Here is an 18,344-nt window from a genome sequence, read left to right as displayed (position 1 = left end):
ACCTGAGCTTTCTGTAATGATTCATATTTTCATCATGTATCCAGCCTCCCATCGAGTGAGCGCGGCATAACCATACGATCCAGTTGGCAAAATTAAGCCATGCCCCTTCGGCGCGTAATGCCGGCAGGGATGCCTGCGCTCCCAGCTTATGCATGTTTTATTGGGGGGGCGCAACGACATTTTGAAAAAAGCAGGTACCGACCTGAGGCATTGATAAACGGTACGCGTACGTAATTGGAGTAGTCGAATGAAACAGAACTATTTTGGCATCGCAGCCGTATTGGCCCTGTCAATGGTTGGGCGCGTATTCGCTCAGGAGGATGAACCGGTGATCTTCAAAGCAGGCTTTGCGTCGGTCGACATCACACCCGAGGCTTCCGTACCCATGTGGGGCTATGGCAGAGAACACCGTCCCGAGAACAACTCCACGGGCGTGCTTGACCTGCTCTACGCGAAGGCGCTGGTCTTTGAGGCCGGCGAGACCCGCGCCGCCCTCGTGGGCCTCGATCTGGGTCGTGCGCCTTTCGAGCCCATGGTGCGCCGCATCGAGCAGGCGGTGCTGACCCAGGCCGGGGTTCAACATGTATTCCTCGTGGGCTCCCACACCCACCACGGCCCCGCGCTGGAACTCGTTCCCGTGGAAGGCAACACGGATCCCTCACTGCAAAACGCCTTCGCCTATTACGAGCAACTGGAGCAAGAGCTAATCGGCGTCATCGTCGAGGCGGCGAGCAAGCTCGTGCCCGCGAAAATCGGCTGGGCCTCCGCCGAGAGCCAGGTGAACCGAAACCGTCATACCCAGGAGGCGCCCGTCCCCCGCGATCCGGAACTCTTCACCCTGCGCGTGGATGACCTCGACGGCAAGCCCATCGCCCTTATGGTTAATTTTGCCGCGCACCCGACCAACCATCCCCACGGCGACAACAAATTCAGCGCGGACTATCCGGGCGTGATGATGAAGGCGATTCAGGACGCCACCGGCGCGCCGTGCCTGTTCCTGCAGGGCGCGGCAGGCGACCTGCAGTGCGATGTGGACGACAGCCAGTGGGGCAAAGTTGAGCAGATGGTGGAGCCGGGGCAGCAGCTTGCCCGGGAAGTGCTCGCGCTGAACGCGACACTCACGACGGCCGCGCCAGCCCGACCCGATCTGCGCGGTGAACGGGCCTCGTTTTCCTTCAAACTGCGCCTTGACCTGAACGATCCGGCCGTGACAGAGGGGATGCGCGCCGAGTTTGGCGAATCGCTCCACCAGAGCTACAAGACGAAATACGCCGATGGCCTGATGCATCCGAAGTTCACAACCCTGCTCATCAACGGCGAACTTGCCATCGCGGGCGGCTCGGGAGAGTTCTTCTGCGATCATTCCCTCCAACTGAAGAAGCGCGTCGAGGGCGTGAAGACGATTTTCGTGGGCTACTGCAACGGCCACGACATGTACTTCCCCACCTTGCGCGCCATAGAACAAGGTGGCTATGGCGCCGACCCGGCATCCGCCTGGGTGACGCCCGGTGGTCCCGAGAAAATGATAGATCGCGCGGTGTTCTCGATCCGTGATCTGGTGAAACAGACGCGGCCCGTCGTGCCTGCGGCGACCGAACCGCCGAAGTAGGGCGCTCTACGAATTCGCTGATCTTATCGGTTCCGTGCACCTTCGCGTATTTCCGTGGTCCGATCCTTTTTTTGACCACGGAAGGGCACGGAAATGCACGGAAAAATGGCTCCGATATTCTGCGGGAGTGCGCAAGAAAATCGAAAGGGACTGTGAGTGTTGGACGTCCGTCGAATACAACATGACGAAGGTAGCGTCTATCGCGAGATTCGCCTTCGTGCCCTTCGCGACGCCCCAGACGCATTTACCACGACCTACGCGCAGGCCATTGAGCGTAACGCAGGTAGTTGGGATGAAACGGCAGACGGTGCTGCCAACGGCACGGCGCGGGCAATCTTTTTCATCCTGACCGATGGCAAACCGACAGGCCTGGCTGCCCTCTATCTCCATCCTGAGTTACCCGGCACCGGAGAACTCCTACAGGTCTGGGTGGCGCCCGAACATCGGGGAAGTGGCGCTGCGGATGCGCTGCTGGATGCCCTCTTTCGCTGGGGCACAGAAGAAGCCGGATTCAGTCGTGTGATCGCGGAGGTGAAAGCCAGCAACACGCGGGCGCTCGGTTTCTACCGAAGATACGGGTTTGACCATCTTGTGAATATCGAGGCTAGCGATCCTGATGAAATTGTGCTGGAATGGATCCCCACGGTCGAATCGTAGTATTCCTGCTTTGCCTGTTCACAAAGAAGGTATCACCCTCAGTCCGCCCCTGGCGCTTCGAGATATGTAACAATCTCTTTCTCGTATTTCGCCATCGCCGCCTCCAGTTCCGCTCGCTGTGCGGGTTCTGCATCAGGCGTTTTCAATTTCAGCAACTCGAGCCGCAAACGCACATTTTCGTAGGACTGATAGGCCATCCAAGCTTTCAGGAATGCCAGATTATTCGGTCCGCCGATATTCATACGTTCCCAGCCTGGCAACTTTAGATCAATGAATTCCTGTTTCGACAGCGTCAGCGTGATCGTCGCATCCGCAGGCAGTTCCTTCTGGCCGTCACCAACGAATATCCACGGATTATCGTTCGTTCCGGTGTCGAATTTACTGAGATTCGAATCCCCCACAAATGCCTCATACAACCGACCGTGAGCCTCCCATAGATTCACCACTTGTTTGAATGTTTCATCCACTTCCTTCTGCGAGAATATTTGTTCAAGTCGTTGGCGGTCCTTGAGAATTGCCGATCCTGAATCGAGCGAATCACCGCCAACTGCGGTGCAGACCAATATGAGCAGAATACTGTTTGCGCAAATTAACTTAATGCTTGGCATATACAAGCTCCTCTCAAATTTCGTATGGCACGACTTCACAAGCTGGACCCGGAAATGCACTGATTCGCGCAATTCTCCGCCCTCATGACAACCAATCGAGTACCGCTTGATTGAGGTCGCACCCGGCGTTCGGGCTGTGGTTCCTTGCTATAGAGCATCCGCGTTACTGCTAAACCACCCCTTTATCAGCGCTGCCGTCTCCACGGGCTTTTCCTGGGGGATGAAATGTCCCGCGCCGGGGATGACCTCCAACTTCGCTTTGGGCAATCGCGCCTGCTGGGCGGCGGCCCAGGGCTGGGCGTAGCTGTTTTCCCCGGTAACCACGCAGGCCTCGAACTGGAGCGTGTCGAGCACGTCGTAGATATCACTGGCACCGCCGAGCTCGTAGAACCACGATTCGCGGCTTCCGGGGCATTTGAGCTGGAATCCCCCACCTTCCGCTGGCGTGAAGGCGTGCTCGATATAGGAATCCACCGCACCGGGTACCCAGTGCTCCATGGGGGGCTTCGAACTCAGCCGCTCCCGAGCCGCTTCCAGAGTCTCAAATTCGTTCTTCCGCTTGCGGACTTTCTCCGCCAGCGGATGTTCCCCGTTGAAGAAAATTCGGTCCGCGATGATGGCGTCGATGAGCATGACTTTGCCGAAGATTCCGGGCACCCTGCGTTCGGCATAGGCCACGTGGGCCCCGCCTGCGGAATGACCAACCGCGCCCATCCCCCGGGGGAGATCGAAATGCTCCATGATGGCGAGCAAATCCTGACCGGAGAAGTCCCAGAGATAATCCCGTCGCTGCTCCGGTGCCTGGGAATCGCCCTGACCTCGAGTGTCGGGCGCGAGGATGCGAAACCGGTCACCCAGCTCGGCCACCACCACATCCCAGATTCGGCCGAGGGTGCCGGTGCAATGCACGAGCAACAGGGGTTCCCCCAGGCCGCCGTAATCCCACACATTCAGATCGACGCCGCCGTAACCGGTTACCGTGATAGCCTGAGGGTCTCTTGGGAGGGGCATGGAGGCCTTTCGGGAATTAAGAATAGAGAATTAAGATTAGCGAATGATGAATAAAAGAAACCAAACCACCGGAGTGTGATCCATGTCCCTATTGTACCCTCTTCATTCGCCATTCACTATTCAAAATTCACTATTCCCTACTCGTGTCGCAACGCTTCAACGGGATCCATGCTCGCCGCGCGAATGGCGGGGTAGATCCCGAAGATAATACCGACAATAGCGGAAATACTGAAAGCAAGGATGGGTCCGTCCGGCGTGATGATGGTACGCATTTCGGTGAAGGCTCCGATAGCGATGGGGATCATGACGCCAAAGACGACCCCCAGGGCGCCGCCCGTGGCGGAGAGCAGGACGGTCTCGATCAGGAACTGGATGATGATGTCGCGGTGCTTGGCCCCCAGAGCGCGGCGGATGCCGATCTCCCTGGTGCGCTCGGTAACGCTGGCAAGCATTATGTTCATAATGCCGATGCCGCCCACAAGCAGGGAAATCGCGGCGATGGAACCCAGCAGGATATTGAAGGTGCGGGCCGTTTCCTCGGCTGAGCGAAGCAACTCCAGGGGGACTTCGATCTCGAAGTCCTTCTGCTTGTGGTGCCGCGCAAGTATCTCGCCTATGATGAGGGCGGTCTCTTCCACTTCCGCCTGATCCTTTACCTGGATCGTGGCTTCGTGGAGTTGTACTTTCTCATTTTCAAAGCTACCGCTGCTCTGCTTGCGCAGGATTTCGCCGAAACGGTCACGGGCCGTGGACAGGGGTATGTAGATGCGGTCCATGCTGCTTGAATCAGAGCCGCTGCCGCCGTCCTGCTTTCCCAACCCGGCGGGTGCCGCCTCGCGGTCGATGATGCCGATGACCTGATAGTAGTCCCCGTCCACTCGGATCTTACGGCCCAGCGGACTTTCGAATGGAAAAAGCGAGGGCACGACCGCTTCGCTCAGGACGCACACGTTTTTCTTCTCTTCCATCTCGATATCAGAGAAGAAACGACCCTGGCGGAGGCCGAGTTTGCGCATTTCGGGGAACCAGGGAACGGTGCCGACCAGATCCGCGTCCGCTCGGGCCGTGGCATTCCAGACCCGTTTGCGCATGATGCGATTGGGCACGATCACGCTGACACCGGGGATGGACTCGCGGACGCGTTCAATGTCGTCATACGTAAGGCCGTACTCAATGACGTAGCTCTGCTGGGCGCTGTTGCTTCCGGTGTCCGGTGGCTTGACGCTCTTCAGAATGATGTTGTTGCTGCCCAGGCGGCGAATTTGTTCCTGTGCCTCGAAGCTGGCCCCCTCCCCCACGGCCAGCATGGCGATCACGGAGCAGACGCCGAATACGATGCCGAGCACGGTCAGCAGGGAACGGAGGCGGTGCAGCCAGAGACTCTTGAAGCCCAGGATTATCGTGCGCTTAAGGCGCACGGGTGCAAAAGGGCTGGTGCTGTGCCTTCCGGCGAGCCGCCTATCCATTGCGGATATCCCGCTCGACCAGGCCGTCGCGGAGGCGGATCACCCGCTGGGAACGCCGGCCGATCTCGTCGTCGTGGGTCACCATGATGATGGTCTTTCCCTGCTGATGGAGCTCGTCGAAGAGCCCCAGAATTTCGGCGCCCGATCGCGAGTCCAGATTGCCCGTGGGCTCGTCCGCCAGCAGGACGATGGGGTCGTTGACCAGGGCGCGGGCGATGCCCACGCGCTGCTGCTGGCCGCCGGAAAGCTCAAAGGGCTTATGGTTGAGGCGGTGCCCCAGCCCCACTTTCTCCGCCATCTCCTCGGCTATTTCGCGGCAGACTTCCTGAGGGATTCCCTGATAGTACAGGGGTACTTCAATATTCTCCAGCACGGTAAGTTGCTGGATCAGGTTGTAGGACTGGAAGATGAAGCCCAGGCGCGCGCCGCGAATCTCGGACAGGTCGTCGTCCGGCATCTGAGAGACATCCGTATCGCCCAGTATGTAATGCCCCGAAGTGGGACGATCCAGACAGCCCAGAATGTTGAGCATGGTGGATTTCCCGCAACCGGAAGGGCCCATGATCGCGCAGTAGTCCCCCTCGAGGATATCGAGGTTGATCCCGCCCAGGGCGTCAAGGCTTTCCGAGCCCATCTGATAGGTCTTCCGGACGTTCTCGAGGCGGACGATGCTGGAGACGGCCACCGTCATTACGCGGCCTCGGGCGTCTTGGGGGCTTCCACGGCCGGTGCCTCGTCCTCTTTCTTTTCTTCCTTGTCCTCGCCGGATTCGTCCTCTTTCTCGTCGGAGTCACCGCTTGACGGCGAGCGGAGCGCCACCACCTCGCCGGCCTCGAGTCCCTCTTTGATTTCGATGAAGGAGGTGTCGAAGGAGCCGGTGACCACCTTGCGCCGTTCCATGCCGTTGCTGGCGACGTACACGACGGTTTCTGTTCCTTCCTGGGACACGGCCTGAAGGGGGACTTTGACAACGTCCTGGAGGACTTCGATGATGATTTCGCCTTCGGCGCTCATGCCGGGCTTGAGCCAGTCATGCTGGCCGTCGATGGTGATCGTGGTGGCGTACACCTTGAGGTCGGGGTTCATCCAGCGGTTCTGGGAATCGGGGAGCACGGCAATTCGGAAAACTTCGCCCGTGAGCGGAGAATCCGGGAAAGCGTCCACCGTGATCCGGGCCTTCTGGCCTTTCACCACTTTCTTCACATAGGACTCGTGTACTTTCACCTCGACCGTCATCTGGGTTGTATCGGGAATGGTGATGATCACCTGGCGCTCGCGCACCGTGGCGCCTTCTTCGATGCGGTCGTTGTCGCGATAGTAGCTCCGATTGCCTTCGCCATAGACCACCAGGCCAGGTTTCGTGGCGCGGATCACACACTTCTCGATCTGTTCCTTCAACTCGTCCCGCTTGCGGCTCTGGAGCTCGAAGCTGGCCTGGGCGGAGTTGAGGTTGGCCTCGGCCTGGGCCAGTTTGGACACGGCCAGTTTTCGCGCGCGCTGGAGTTTGCGCAGTGATTCCTCATAGTCCGATACGAGTTTCTCGGCCTGTTTGGGGAACTCGTACTTCACGTAGAGGTCCATATCCGTCTGAGCGGAGTCCTTGCTGATAGCTTTGCGCTTAAGGGCGAGCTCGTCGTTCTCCATCTCTATTTTCGTGACGAAATCCTTCTCGAAAAGGCGCTTCGTCCCCGCCAGGCGCGACTCGGCCACGCCCACTTCCTCCGCCGCCAGCACCACGTCGTCTTCATACTTGCGGATGGATTGGCGGGCCTGGCCATCCCCCAATGTCTCCAGGCGGGCATATTTCGTGAAATCAATTTCCAGGGCCGGGCCGGTTTCGCTCTCCATGGCGATTCGACCGGATTCGGGATCGCGCGCCAGCGCCTCGGGCGGCGCGGGAGAACCGGCGGACGCGGGCGCATCGGGAGAAACGGGCGCGACTTCCTTCTCACTTCCCGCCGCCTGGGCGAGCTCCGAGGCCAGGGCGTTCTCCTCCACTTTTTCGGCGATCTCCGAAGCGGCTTTCTCGCCCAGAAACTTCTTCATATCCATCAAGGCGAATTTGCTCGCCAGTTCGGCCGCTTTCACATCGCTCTGATTCTGGTTGATCTGGATTCCGTGCTCTTCCCGGGCTTCCGTGAAGCGCGCCAGCGCATTCTGGTACTGGAGTTCCTGTTCCGTGAGTCGGTCCAGGAGTTCTTTCGAGTCCAATTCTACGAGAAGTTTGCCTTCGGCCACGTCCTGCGGCGTGACGAGGTAGCCCTCCTCCACGATGGTGAGAATCTTGGTCGTACCCTGAACCTCGGACTTGAGTTCCTGAGATTCCTTGGCTTCGATGCTTCCGCCTTCCACCACGGATACTTCAAGCGGGCCCCGGACCGCTGTAAAGGTGGTGCCAAAGCTGATGGCGCCCTCGCCCTTTCCCAGGAATCCGTAGAGTCCGTAGATCAGGGCGAGCGCCAGTGCGCCCAGGATAAGGCGCAGGGGCCACTTTCTGCGGCGGAGGGATGCCGGTGCGAAGCTAGAGTTGCTGCTGGTAGTCATCGGAGACTTCCTCCCATTGTCCATCTTCTTTGATATACAGAATGCCCATATCGAGCCAGAACTGCAAGCGGGCAAGCGTGTGGCTGATGAGCGAAGCGGTCAGTCCGTTCTGGGACTGCGTGAGTTCATTCTGGGCGTCCACCTGATCCAGCGCGGAGCCCCGCCCGAGTTCCGCGAGGAGTTCCTGTTCTTCCACGCGGCGCATGTTCAAATCCACGCTCTTCTGCGCCACCAGAAAGTTTCGGCGGGCGGATTCGAGGTTTCGCCAGGCGCTGCGCACGTCCAGCGAAATGGTGTCTTCCGCAAGGGTCAGGTCGCGCTTGATGCGCTCGTACTGGATCAGCGTACTACGATATGCGTTTCTTTCGGCTTTTCGATCAAGGGGCAGGTCCACATCGAGGCCCGCGTTCCAGTCGGTGCGGCGGAAATCGAGCCGCTGAAAATTGTCGTCGCCCTGGCTGCGCACCGAGGCATCGGCGGCAAGGGTGACATCGGGCAGCAGGGCGTTCCGGGCCACGACCAGCGCTCGTTCCGCGTCTTCGACCCGGTCGCGCTCCGTGTACAGATCCAGACGGGCACTGAAGGCCACCTTCACCGCGTCGTCCATGACGATGTTGGGGTGGCGCAGGCCCGTACGTCGCAACTCGTCGAGTTCCGCGGGGTCAAGCACAATGGCCGTATGGGTGGACAGCCCAAGTAGAATCTTGAACTCGTCTAGATTCTCGCGATAGTTGCGCACCGCATTGATCCAACTGTTCTCCGCCCCCAGTTCGGCGGCTTCCTGACGGCCCACGCTTGCCAGGGTGCTCCGGCCTTCGGTGGCAAAATCGCGCTCGCGCTCCGCGTTGCGGCGGAAATTCTCCAGGCTGTTCCAGTTATTGTGAACCGCATCGAGATTCTGGAGTACCTGGTAATACGCCGCAGCCACCTGGACGGTGAACTGCTGGCGAAATCGGCTGAAATCACGGAGGGCATAGAGTACATCGCGCTCGGCCTGGGTCAGGCGCTCGGCGGAAACTTTTGCGCCCGCCCCGCGAAGGAGGGGCTGGGTCACCGTGGCGGAGAGCACCGACGAAGTGATGGATTCCGTGTCCCCGGTAAGAAAGCGGAGAAAATTTGAGGTAAGGTCCACCGCAATGCGCCCGCCCCCTTTGAGGAGCCAGTCCACGCCCGCGCTTGTGCCCGCCGACGCCGTGCGCTCGCTCGCGTAGCCCGCTTCGGTTCCGGTGAGTCCGGCCACGTCTCCGGCTTGTTCCACCACGGCGGCATAGGCGTTCAGCAGGTCGGCGGGTGTGCCGGTGACAGCCTCAAGTTCATCGATAAAGGCGTTCGTTACGCCCAGGGCCTGGCTGAGTTCCGTCGCCTCGTTGGTCGTTGTGGTGGTGCGGGCATACTCGGCCCCGGCTCCACCCGAAAAGATGGGCGCATAGCGATGCCGGTCCAGGCTCAGCGACAGGGCCTCCAGGTAGAGGGCCTCTTTGCGATTCTGATAAGCGCGGCTGTTGGTGACGGCCAGGGCGAGGGCCTGCTCCAGCGAGAGGACCGTTGCGCCGCTTTCGTCCGCGCCGGTTTCGCCCAGGGCGGGATCGATCACATCGTTGACCGGCAGATCGTCGAGCGCATCCGCGCCCGTCGTGGGCTCGATGGAGAAGTCCTCGAGCATCCCCGGCACCTCGGTCGATTTGGTCTCGATGATTTCGTAGACTTCTCGGTCCGCACTTTCCTTAAAGCGAGTCGTCGAGCACGAGGCCAGCAGGGCCGCCGCCACCACTGCGGAGAGGAGCGCGCACACGCGTCGCCCACCCGAGGTACTCGTGGATAATCTTAAGAGAATACTGCGCATTTCGGTCTACTTCATGGTGAGTGAATCGCTGTTGCCGCGCCCCGATTTAGGGACCTGCGCACGTGGAAATAGGTTTCAGTAAATCAGTGGTCACCTGTGTGTTTTCGAGCCTGCCGGGCCGCGCCGTGTGTCTGATCGGAAGCCGGGCGCTTCGCGCCGAATCGCGGTGGCACGGGCCTCGGTATCGCGCCGATGATCGTTGTCGTCGGTCTGCACGTACTTCCGCAAAGATCTTTCGCCGCTGAGGGTGCTGAAAACGGCGTTGGAAGACACTCCGGCAAGCCATCGACCACGTGAGTTTTCGACGGGCGACGACCAGTCCACCAAACAGACGATTAAATCGAGCTTCTATTCAAAAAGGGCCGCGAATTTCTTCACATCCATTGTGCATTCGCGGAGAGAATCCCGAGCACGGTCAAGCCCCCTCGGCGAAATACTGCCGTATTGCAACTATATCTCTTTCGATGGCGGCTTTCAATTCGGGGATCCCGTCGAACTTTGTTTCCCCGCGCAGGCGTCGATAAAGGCGAATTTCGATGAGCCGCCCCGCCAGTTCGCCCGCGTAGTCGAGGATGTGGGCCTCCACCACCGGTCGCTCGTGAGGCAGGGTCGGTGCGAAGCCGATATTCACCGCCGCCAGGAGATCCGCACCGTCGATGGTTACCCGGGCCGCGTAAATTCCGTGGGCGGGAAGAAGGGCCCTGTCGGATTGCAGGTTGGCGGTGGGGTACCCGAGTTGCCTGCCCATCCCGCGACCCCGCGCGACGGTGCCGGCGATGGCATAGGGCCGACCGAGCAGTGCCCCGGCTTCCTCCAGCCGGCCTCCGGCCACCAGGGCGCGTATTCGCGTGCTGCTGACGCGCTCCCCGTCAACGATAACCGGCGGGACCACTTCCGCCGTCAGGCCATGGCGCCCGCCTTCCCGGTTCAGAAAGGCCACATTGCCCCGCGCGCCCGCGCCGAAAAAGAAGTCATCCCCCACGACCATGTGCCGGGCTTTGCACTGCCCGATCAGGATGCGAGCGAGAAAGTCGCCCGGCTCCATTCGCGCGACCGAATCATTGAAGGGCAGGATGAAGTAAACGTCGAGGCCCGCCGCGCGGAGGAGATTCTCCTTCTGGCATGCGTCGGAAAGCAGGGCGAAGTCGTCGGTCCCTTGAAAAAATGCTCTGGGGTGGGGTTGGAGGCTCATGAGCGCCGCCGTACCGTTTTGCTGACGGGCTCGCTCGATCACGGCCTTCAGGATGGTCTGGTGGCCCAGGTGGACGCCGTCGAAGCTACCCACCGTAAGCACGAGATTGGGGTAGCGGCAATCGCACCTGGTCGCGTCTTGGATTACGTCCATGTCACAGCGAAGTCCGGTTCAAGTACGTGAAGGCCCTCAGGAGCGATCGTTGAAGAAGACTCGTTTCGGATGCACCAGTGATTCGAGTCCGGCGGGTTCCACCATACAGAGGGCGAGCAAATCTCCCGCCCGGTTTTTCAACTGAAGCCATCCATGGGAGACGGGGCACCCCCCCACCAGGTTGCGGCTGCTGATGGGGTTGCCGTTGGCCAGGGCCGGCAGGGCGTCGTCTTCCAGGACCCCCGCCGGGAGGTCCAGGGCATTGCCCATGGGCAGGAGGTGCGCCGCCACCGAATCGGGTGAGGTAAGCGCTTCGAGCGGCAGGGCGTCTTCAATCCGGTGACGTCCCACGGCGAGACGGCGGAGGGAGGCCAGTGCGGCACCGCACCCGATGGCCTGGCCCACATCGTGGCAGAGGCTGCGCACGTAAGTACCGCTTGAACAGGTCACTCGAACGCGCGCATCGGGCGCGTCATAGGACAGCACGTCAAAAGCCCGCACCAGCACGGAGCGCGCGGGGCGTTCCACGATCTCGCCTTTGCGGGCGAGCTTGTAGAGCCGCTCGCCGTCCACTTTCACCGCGCTCACCATCGGTGGAACCTGCTGAATCTGGCCCGTAAATGGGGCGCACTGGCGCTGGATCGCCGCCACATCAAGGTCGGGCACGGGTTTCTCGGCCACGATCTCGCCATCCAGATCGTAGGAGGCCGTCTCGATACCGAGGCGCATGGTGCCTTCGTAAGTTTTTTCCAGTCCGGTAAAGTGTTCCGAGAGCCGCGTCGCGGGACCAAGGCAGAGAATCAGCAGTCCCGTAGCGGCGGGATCGAGGGTGCCGGTATGGCCCACACGCTTCATGCGGGCCGCGCGACGGATCCGGTCCACCACGTCATGAGAAGTCATACCCGCTGGCTTGTCTACCAACAGTATGCCTTTCATGGGCAGCTCCCCAGGAGGGTACAGAGGCGATCCAGGATCTGTTGGCGCGCCTCGTCCAGGGGCACTTCCATCGTGACGCCGGCGGCGGCGGCATGACCACCTCCACCGTATTCCTTCAGGAAGGTGGCCGCGTTGAACGCATGGGATGAGCGGACACTGGCCTTCGTGATCCGGGCATCGACGCCGGTGAACAGTATGCCGACGACGACTCCGTCGATATTGCGCAGGTAGTTGACGAGGCCGTTCAGGTCTTCCTTCTTCCCGCCCACTTCGTCGATGTCTTCCTGGGTCACGTAGGATGTGGCCACGCGCCCCTCGCAGGAAAGTTCCATCCGGTCGAGCACCGTTTTCATCAAGAGGATCTTCGGGCGGGAGAACATGTCGAAGACATCGCTGCAAATGTCCGCATGGTCGATCGCGACCTCGTGGATCAGCGCGGCGATGCGGTGGGAGCGGGCCGACGTGTTTGAATAGCGGTAGCCGCCCGTATCCGTGATCTGGGCGACGTAGGCGCAGTGGGCGGCTTCCGGCGTCAGGGGAATGCCCGCGGTGGTGAACAGATCCACCATGATCTCGCCCGTGGCGGCGTAAGTCGCGTCGACGAATCCGAAGTTGCCCTCCGGGTGTTCTTCGAGGTGGTGATCGATCACAAAAACCTTCTCGTCTTCGGTGATCAGGTCCGCCGCGTCGCCGATGCGGTTCAATCGCGCCACGTCGACGATAACGGCGACCTCATAGTCGGGGATATCCGCATCGGCGCTCTTGATGCTCGAAGCGCCGGGGAGGTTGGTGTAGATGGCCGGAACGGGGTCGGCGAGAACGCAGTGGACCTCCGTCTTGCCGAGGGCCTCCAGCAGGAACTTCAGGGCCAGGACGCTGCCCACGGCGTCGCCGTCGGGGCTCACATGGCTCGTGATCATGAAGGAATTGGCGGCCTTGAGCTCTTCAAGCAGCGCGGGAAGTTCGAGACGGATCATGGGTTGCTGTTTCCGATCCTCGTGAATCTCTTCAAAGACTTTTTCCAGCGCGTAGACCTGATCGAGGGTCTCATCGGCGCGAAAACGGATTTCCGGCGTGAAGCGCAGGCGCACATGTTTACCCACTTCGCGCCGGATCCAGCCCGCCGAGTTCTGGAGGGCGATCAGGGAACTTTTCCGCTCTTTCTCATCGCCGTAGAGGCTCACGTTGACCGTGGCGTAGTGCAGGTCCTTCGACATCTCCACGTCCATGACCGACACAAACCCGATACGCGGGTCCTTCAGACCCCGGGTAAGGAGCCCGGCTATTTCATGGCGAATCAATTCGCCCACCCGCTGTCCGCGGCCTTTTGTACTCATAGCAATTCAATCTGGCAATCGGCGATGTTCGCGCCGAGCCGGCTCTCTACAAAGTGTAAGATTTCATTCAGTTGTGAATTGGCGTGGTGCGAGTCGCCCGAAACGACCACGACGCTCAGGCGTCCCCGCTGCCAGAGATCCTGATGCTCCGTCTCCGCGATGGCGCAGTTGAAACGGGCGCGAACCTGATCCTTCACGCTCCGCAAGACCCGGCGCTTATCCTTAAGCGACCGGGCCTCGGGAACGAGAAAATCAATATTCAGCAGTCCGATGGTCAAAGGACCGCCTTACTCCAGTGTTTTAGCGATGCTTTCGAGTTTGTAGGTCTCGATGATATCGCCCGCCTGGATATCGTCGAAGCGGTCCAGTTTCAGACCGCACTCGAAGCCCTGCGTGACACTCTTTACTTCATCCCGTTCGCGGCGGACCGTGGCGATTTTGCCACTGTAGATCACCACGTTGTCGCGCAGCAGACGCGCGAGGGCGCCGCGTTCCGTATCGCCGTCCAACTGGAAGCTGCCCGCGATATTGCCGAACTTGGAAGAGCGGAAGACCTGGCGGATTTCCGCGTGGCCCGTGATGGTCTCCTTGGTGTCCGGCGTAAGCAAGCCTTCCAGGGCCCGCGTTACTTGATCGATCGCCTCGTAGATGATGAGGTAGGTGCGGATATCCACGCCCTCGGCCTCGGCCATCTGGCGGACCTTGATCCCGGCGGTCACATGGAATCCGATGATAACCGCGTTGCTCGCACCCGCCAGCAACACGTCGGACTCGTTGATCCCGCCTACGCCCGCGTGTACAACACTTATGCTTACTTCCGCATTGCCCAACTTGGCAAAGCTGGAGCACAGTACGTCGACGGAGCCCTGGGCGTCCGCCTTGATAATCACATTGAGGGTCTTCTGTTCGACCCCTTCCATCAGGGCGTGGAAATCTTCCAGCGTCATGCGCTTCTGGGATACGCTGCGCTTCTGGCGACTGAGGGCGGCGCGCTTCGTGGCGATCGTACGCGCCACGCGCTCTTCCTGCACGACCACGAACTGGTCGCCGGCTTCGCAGACCGCGTTAAAGCCGGTAACCAGGACCGGGGTCGCGGGACCGACTTCCTTAACCTGCCGTCCCTTGGAGGTCGTAATCATGCGCACTCGGCCATAGGTCTCGCCGCACAGGAACACATCGCCAATGCGCAGCGTGCCAGTCTGTACCAGAACCCAGGCCACCGGGCCGTGGCCCTTGGAGAGTTCGGACTCCACGATGGCGCCCCGGGCCCGCTTGTTCGGGTTGGCCTTCAGTTCGAGCATCTCCGATTCCAGCACCAGCAGCTCCATGAGCTCGTCGATGCCTTCGCCGGTGTGGGCCGAAACGTTCTTGACGATGGTCTTGCCACCCCAGGACTCGTCCTGGAGGCCATAATTCGCCAATTCGCCGCGCACGCGATCCGGCTGGGCGCCGGGCTTGTCGCACTTATTGATGGCCACGACGATCGGCACATTGGCGGCCTTGGCGTGGTCGATAGCTTCAATCGTCTGGGGTTTCACGCCGTCGTCTGCCGCCACCACCAGCACCACCACGTCGGTGATCTGGGCGCCGCGGGAGCGCATCTGGGTGAAGGCTTCGTGACCCGGCGTATCCAGGAAGACGACGCGTCCCGCGCCCATCGCAACGTCGTACGCCGCGATGTGCTGCGTGATGCCACCCGCTTCGCCGTGGGCAACGTTTGCCTTGCGAACCACGTCGAGGAGAGAGGTCTTGCCATGGTCCACGTGACCCATGACGGTAACCACGGGTGCGCGGAAGACCAGATCCTCCGGGGCGTCGGGCTCGTCGAAGAGCACATCGTCTTCCTCGGGGATAATCGAGGTGACTTCAAAGTTCCTCTTCACGGCCAGCCTGCGGATGATATCAATATCCAGCGACTGGTTCTTCGTGACCATCATGTTGTCATCCATGAGGTCGAGAATAAGATCGTTCACGCCCACGGACATCGCTTCGGCCAGTTGCTCGACGGTCATGGATTCATCCACCTCAATCGAGCCGCCCACTTTGGCTTCCTGCTGCAAATCGCCCTCCTGGGCCCGCTTCTTGCGGCGTTTCTTGCTTCCCAGGACGCCGCTGCCGGACTGAAATTCCTTCACGGCGGCAGCCGCGTCGCGGCGCAAGGTATCTTCAAGCACGCGGGCGCGTTCGGCGCGTTTGGGCTTCTTGCGGGCCGCTTTTCCAGCGGCGCCCACACCCTTCTTGGGCGAATTCCGGAACTGTTGCTCCTTTTCCGCCTGCTCTTCAATGGTCAGGGGAATAACCTTGGGAAGGCCCCGGGCGTCTCTGCCGGAATCGCGGAGGGGTTCACGGCCGGCGTCGCGACCGCGCGATGCGCCGACGGGCGGCGGCGTGGCTCCCAGTGCGCCGGGACGTTCGGGGCGACGGCGCGCACCCGCTTCAGCCCGGAGAATGCCGGAGCGCTTTTCCTGGTCGCGGCGGATCACCGCGGCCACCACATCGGGATCGGGCGTGGGCAGGGGCCGTTCGAGTTTCTTCTTCTGCCGGAGGCGGTCCTCTTTCTCGTGGAGTATTTCCGCCTTGGCGAGGGTGGTTTCGTGGATCGGGGAATCGTGCCCGCGGCGGCCCCGACCGGACTCATCGTCCTGACCGGGCTCACCGGGTGCGCCGGGTTCTTCCGGCGGGAGTATTTCAGCCATGGGTTCCATTGTGGGGGCAGGGGTGGGTGCGGGTACGGATACCGGAGCCTCCACGGCCTCGACGACTTCCGGCGTCTCGACGACCACGGGCTCGGCCACGTCGACCGAAACGACGGGCTCCGCGGTTGCAATTTCAATGGGCGCAGCCCCGACTGCGTCTGGAACTTCCTGAATGGGCGCTTCCTCGGGCACGATATCACCCAGGATCTCGGCCTCGGGCTCTTCGCCCGCGTCTTCACCGCCATCCGCTTCGGCTTTCTCATCGCCGGTCTTGCGTGCCGCCGCCTTCTTCTCGTCGGCGGCCTTCTTGTCGGCCTTCTGCTTACGCTTTTTCTCGGCCTCGTCGTCCTTGCGTTTCTTCTGGAGAATCTTGTCCAATACCGACGGATCTTCGTCCACATCGATCAGGATGTCTACCTGAGCGGCCGTAATTTCAGATTCCACACCTTCAAGTGCGACACCGATCTTGCGAAGGGTTTCCACCGCTTCTTCGGCACTCATATCAAGACGTTCTGCCAAACTGGCAACGGTCTGCATCGTAACAATTCCTCCAAGACTTACCTGTACACGGGACGGAAGGGAATTCCGGCGGCCACTACGATGCTGCCGCCGGACGCGGCATATTCGGCTGATTAATCTACTTCTTCGTCGCCGGCCGATGCCTCTTGATTCCGTGCCCCGCTGGAGGCGTCCTGTTCCTCGCCCGCCTCGTCAAACAGTGCGTCGTCATCATCGCCGCCACCGTCCGCTTCGCCCTGAATGTCGATGTTCCAGCCGATCAGCTTGGACGCCAGGCGCGCGTTTTGACCGCGTTTCCCGATGGCCAGCGAAAGCTGGTCCTGGGGCACTACCACCTGGATGTTCCCGTGTTCCTTGTCTAATTGAATATTCAGTATGTCCGCCGGGTTCAGGGCGTTGGCGCAGAGTTCCACCGCGTCGTCGCTCCACCGGACGATATCGATCTTTTCGCCGGACAGTTCCTCCACCACGGAGCGCACGCGAGCGCCCTTCATCCCCACGCACGCGCCCACCGGGTCCACATTCACGTCGTTCGACTTTACGGCCACCTTGGTCCGGCTTCCAGCCTCGCGGGCGATGGCGCGAATCTCGATGGTCTCGTCGTAGAGCTCGGGTACTTCAAGCTCGAAGAGCGCGCGGACCAGTTCCGGGGAGGTGCGCGACAAGATAACCTGCGCGCCCTTCTGTGATTTCTCGACTTCCACGAGAATGGCGCGGATGCGATCACCCGTGCGGAAGGTTTCGCGCGGCGACTGTTCGCGGTAGGGAATCAACGCCTCCGCTTTCCCGATCGACACGATAATATTGCCGTGGCTCACCCGCTTCACCGTACCGGTGATGAGCTCGCCCTCGCGCTGCTTGAACTCCTCAAAGATGTTGTCCCGCTCCGCATCCTTAATCTTCTGGATGATGACCTGCTTTGCGGTCTGGGCCGCGATCCGGCCAAAATCCTGCGGGTGGGCCTGCACCTTGAGGCGGTTGCCCGCCACCACGGCGGGGTTCAACTCCAGGGCGGCTGCGAGCGTGATTTCCGTAGAAGGATCGGAAATCTCCTCCACCACGGTGCGAATTTCAAACACCTTGAAGGCGAGGGTATCCGGATCGACTTCAACGGTTATATTGGCAGCGTTACCGGCGTCCTTGCGGGCAGCACTTTCAATGGCGCTGCGGATCGCTTCGATGAGGGTATGGCGATCAATACTCTTGTCCGCCTCGATTTGCTGCAATATTAAGCGCAGATTCGGATCCAAAACAATCTCCCTTTTCCATTTCTACCGGTTCAGATTCGCGCGCTTGAGATTCTCCAGATGAATCTCAAACGAGGTCTCTTCACAATCCACTTGTATCAACCCATCCTCAATGCCCCGCAGGATACCCGTAAACTTCTTACGTCCCTGGAGGGGAGAATGGGTCAGTACCGTGATTTCCTCGCCGGCAAACCGGATAAAGTCGCCTGGCTTCCGCAACGGGCGGTCGATGCCCGGAGAGGATACTTCCAGTATATAGTTCTCAGCTATAAAGTCTTCCGCGTCAAGGAGCGGATTGAGAAACTGGGACACCGCCGTGCAGTCCGCCAGGCCGATGCCGCCGCCGGGTTTGTCGATATACAGGCGGAGTATGCGCGTGCCACTCTGGCCCGCGATCTCCACTTCCACCAACTCGTAACCCTGCTCGGCAATCTCGGCGTCATAGCGCTCCCAGAAATGCCGAACCAGTTCCTCTTTACTCACACGTAACCTCTGAAATGTAATAAAAAAAGTGGGCCAAGACCCA

15 protein-coding genes are annotated in these 18,344 nt (G+C 60.5%); 2 read left to right on the top strand and 13 right to left on the bottom strand.

Features of this window, described 5'->3' with window-relative positions:
- Positions 1-247 precede the first annotated feature (247 nt).
- Both JNK74_03075 and JNK74_03070 read left to right on the top strand, forming a co-directional pair.
- Positions 248-1,609 carry a neutral/alkaline non-lysosomal ceramidase N-terminal domain-containing protein gene (locus tag JNK74_03075; GenBank protein MBL7645153.1) on the top strand — a complete coding sequence of 454 codons (1,362 nt, stop codon included), beginning with the start codon at positions 248-250 and terminating at the stop codon, positions 1,607-1,609.
- A gap of 156 nt (positions 1,610-1,765) precedes the next feature.
- Entirely contained in the window at positions 1,766-2,266 is a 501-nt protein-coding gene (locus JNK74_03070) for a GNAT family N-acetyltransferase (GenBank protein ID MBL7645152.1), read from the top strand.
- A 38-nt stretch (positions 2,267-2,304) separates the two neighbouring features.
- Here JNK74_03070 and JNK74_03065 read toward each other — a convergent pair whose 3' ends face one another.
- From JNK74_03065 to JNK74_03005, 13 genes are all read right to left on the bottom strand, one after another.
- Positions 2,305-2,874 (bottom strand): hypothetical protein, encoded by a 570-nt coding sequence (locus tag JNK74_03065; protein MBL7645151.1) that lies wholly within the window; start codon positions 2,872-2,874, stop codon positions 2,305-2,307.
- A gap of 147 nt (positions 2,875-3,021) precedes the next feature.
- A complete protein-coding gene (locus JNK74_03060; protein MBL7645150.1) occupies positions 3,022-3,885 on the bottom strand; it encodes an alpha/beta hydrolase in 864 nt (287 codons plus the stop codon).
- A 137-nt stretch (positions 3,886-4,022) separates the two neighbouring features.
- Entirely contained in the window at positions 4,023-5,351 is a 1,329-nt protein-coding gene (locus tag JNK74_03055; protein MBL7645149.1) for an ABC transporter permease, read from the bottom strand.
- On the bottom strand, positions 5,344-6,042 hold the full coding sequence (locus JNK74_03050) for an ABC transporter ATP-binding protein (GenBank protein ID MBL7645148.1): 699 nt from the start codon (positions 6,040-6,042) through the stop codon (positions 5,344-5,346). The genes JNK74_03055 and JNK74_03050 overlap by 8 nt, the downstream gene beginning before the upstream one ends.
- Entirely contained in the window at positions 6,042-7,895 is a 1,854-nt protein-coding gene (locus JNK74_03045; protein ID MBL7645147.1) for an HlyD family efflux transporter periplasmic adaptor subunit, read from the bottom strand. The genes JNK74_03050 and JNK74_03045 overlap by 1 nt, the downstream gene beginning before the upstream one ends.
- Entirely contained in the window at positions 7,873-9,738 is a 1,866-nt protein-coding gene (locus JNK74_03040; GenBank protein MBL7645146.1) for a TolC family protein, read from the bottom strand. The genes JNK74_03045 and JNK74_03040 overlap by 23 nt, the downstream gene beginning before the upstream one ends.
- Before the next feature lie 415 nt (positions 9,739-10,153).
- Entirely contained in the window at positions 10,154-11,083 is a 930-nt protein-coding gene (gene ribF, locus JNK74_03035; GenBank protein MBL7645145.1) for a riboflavin biosynthesis protein RibF, read from the bottom strand.
- A 36-nt stretch (positions 11,084-11,119) separates the two neighbouring features.
- Positions 11,120-12,019, bottom strand: a complete 900-nt coding sequence (gene truB, locus JNK74_03030) for a tRNA pseudouridine(55) synthase TruB (GenBank protein MBL7645144.1) — start codon at positions 12,017-12,019, stop codon at positions 11,120-11,122.
- Positions 12,016-13,356, bottom strand: coding sequence for a 30S ribosome-binding factor RbfA (rbfA, locus tag JNK74_03025; protein ID MBL7645143.1), 1,341 nt, complete (start codon positions 13,354-13,356; stop codon positions 12,016-12,018). The genes truB and rbfA overlap by 4 nt, the downstream gene beginning before the upstream one ends.
- Positions 13,353-13,634, bottom strand: coding sequence for a DUF503 domain-containing protein (locus JNK74_03020; protein ID MBL7645142.1), 282 nt, complete (start codon positions 13,632-13,634; stop codon positions 13,353-13,355). The genes rbfA and JNK74_03020 overlap by 4 nt, the downstream gene beginning before the upstream one ends.
- Before the next feature lie 9 nt (positions 13,635-13,643).
- Entirely contained in the window at positions 13,644-16,553 is a 2,910-nt protein-coding gene (gene infB / locus JNK74_03015) for a translation initiation factor IF-2 (GenBank protein ID MBL7645141.1), read from the bottom strand.
- A gap of 131 nt (positions 16,554-16,684) precedes the next feature.
- The gene (gene nusA, locus JNK74_03010; GenBank protein ID MBL7645140.1) at positions 16,685-17,821 is read right to left on the bottom strand and encodes a transcription termination/antitermination protein NusA; all 1,137 of its coding nucleotides are present in this window, start codon (positions 17,819-17,821) and stop codon (positions 16,685-16,687) included.
- Positions 17,822-17,842: 21 nt separating this feature from the next.
- Positions 17,843-18,301, bottom strand: coding sequence for a ribosome maturation factor RimP (locus JNK74_03005; protein MBL7645139.1), 459 nt, complete (start codon positions 18,299-18,301; stop codon positions 17,843-17,845).
- Between the last annotated feature and the right edge of the window lie 43 nt (positions 18,302-18,344).

Source organism: Candidatus Hydrogenedentota bacterium (assembly GCA_016791475.1).
In the GTDB taxonomy this organism is placed as follows: domain Bacteria; phylum Hydrogenedentota; class Hydrogenedentia; order Hydrogenedentales; family JAEUWI01; genus JAEUWI01.
Note: the sequence above shows the minus strand (reverse complement) of the source record. Positions and strands in the feature narration are given on the sequence as shown.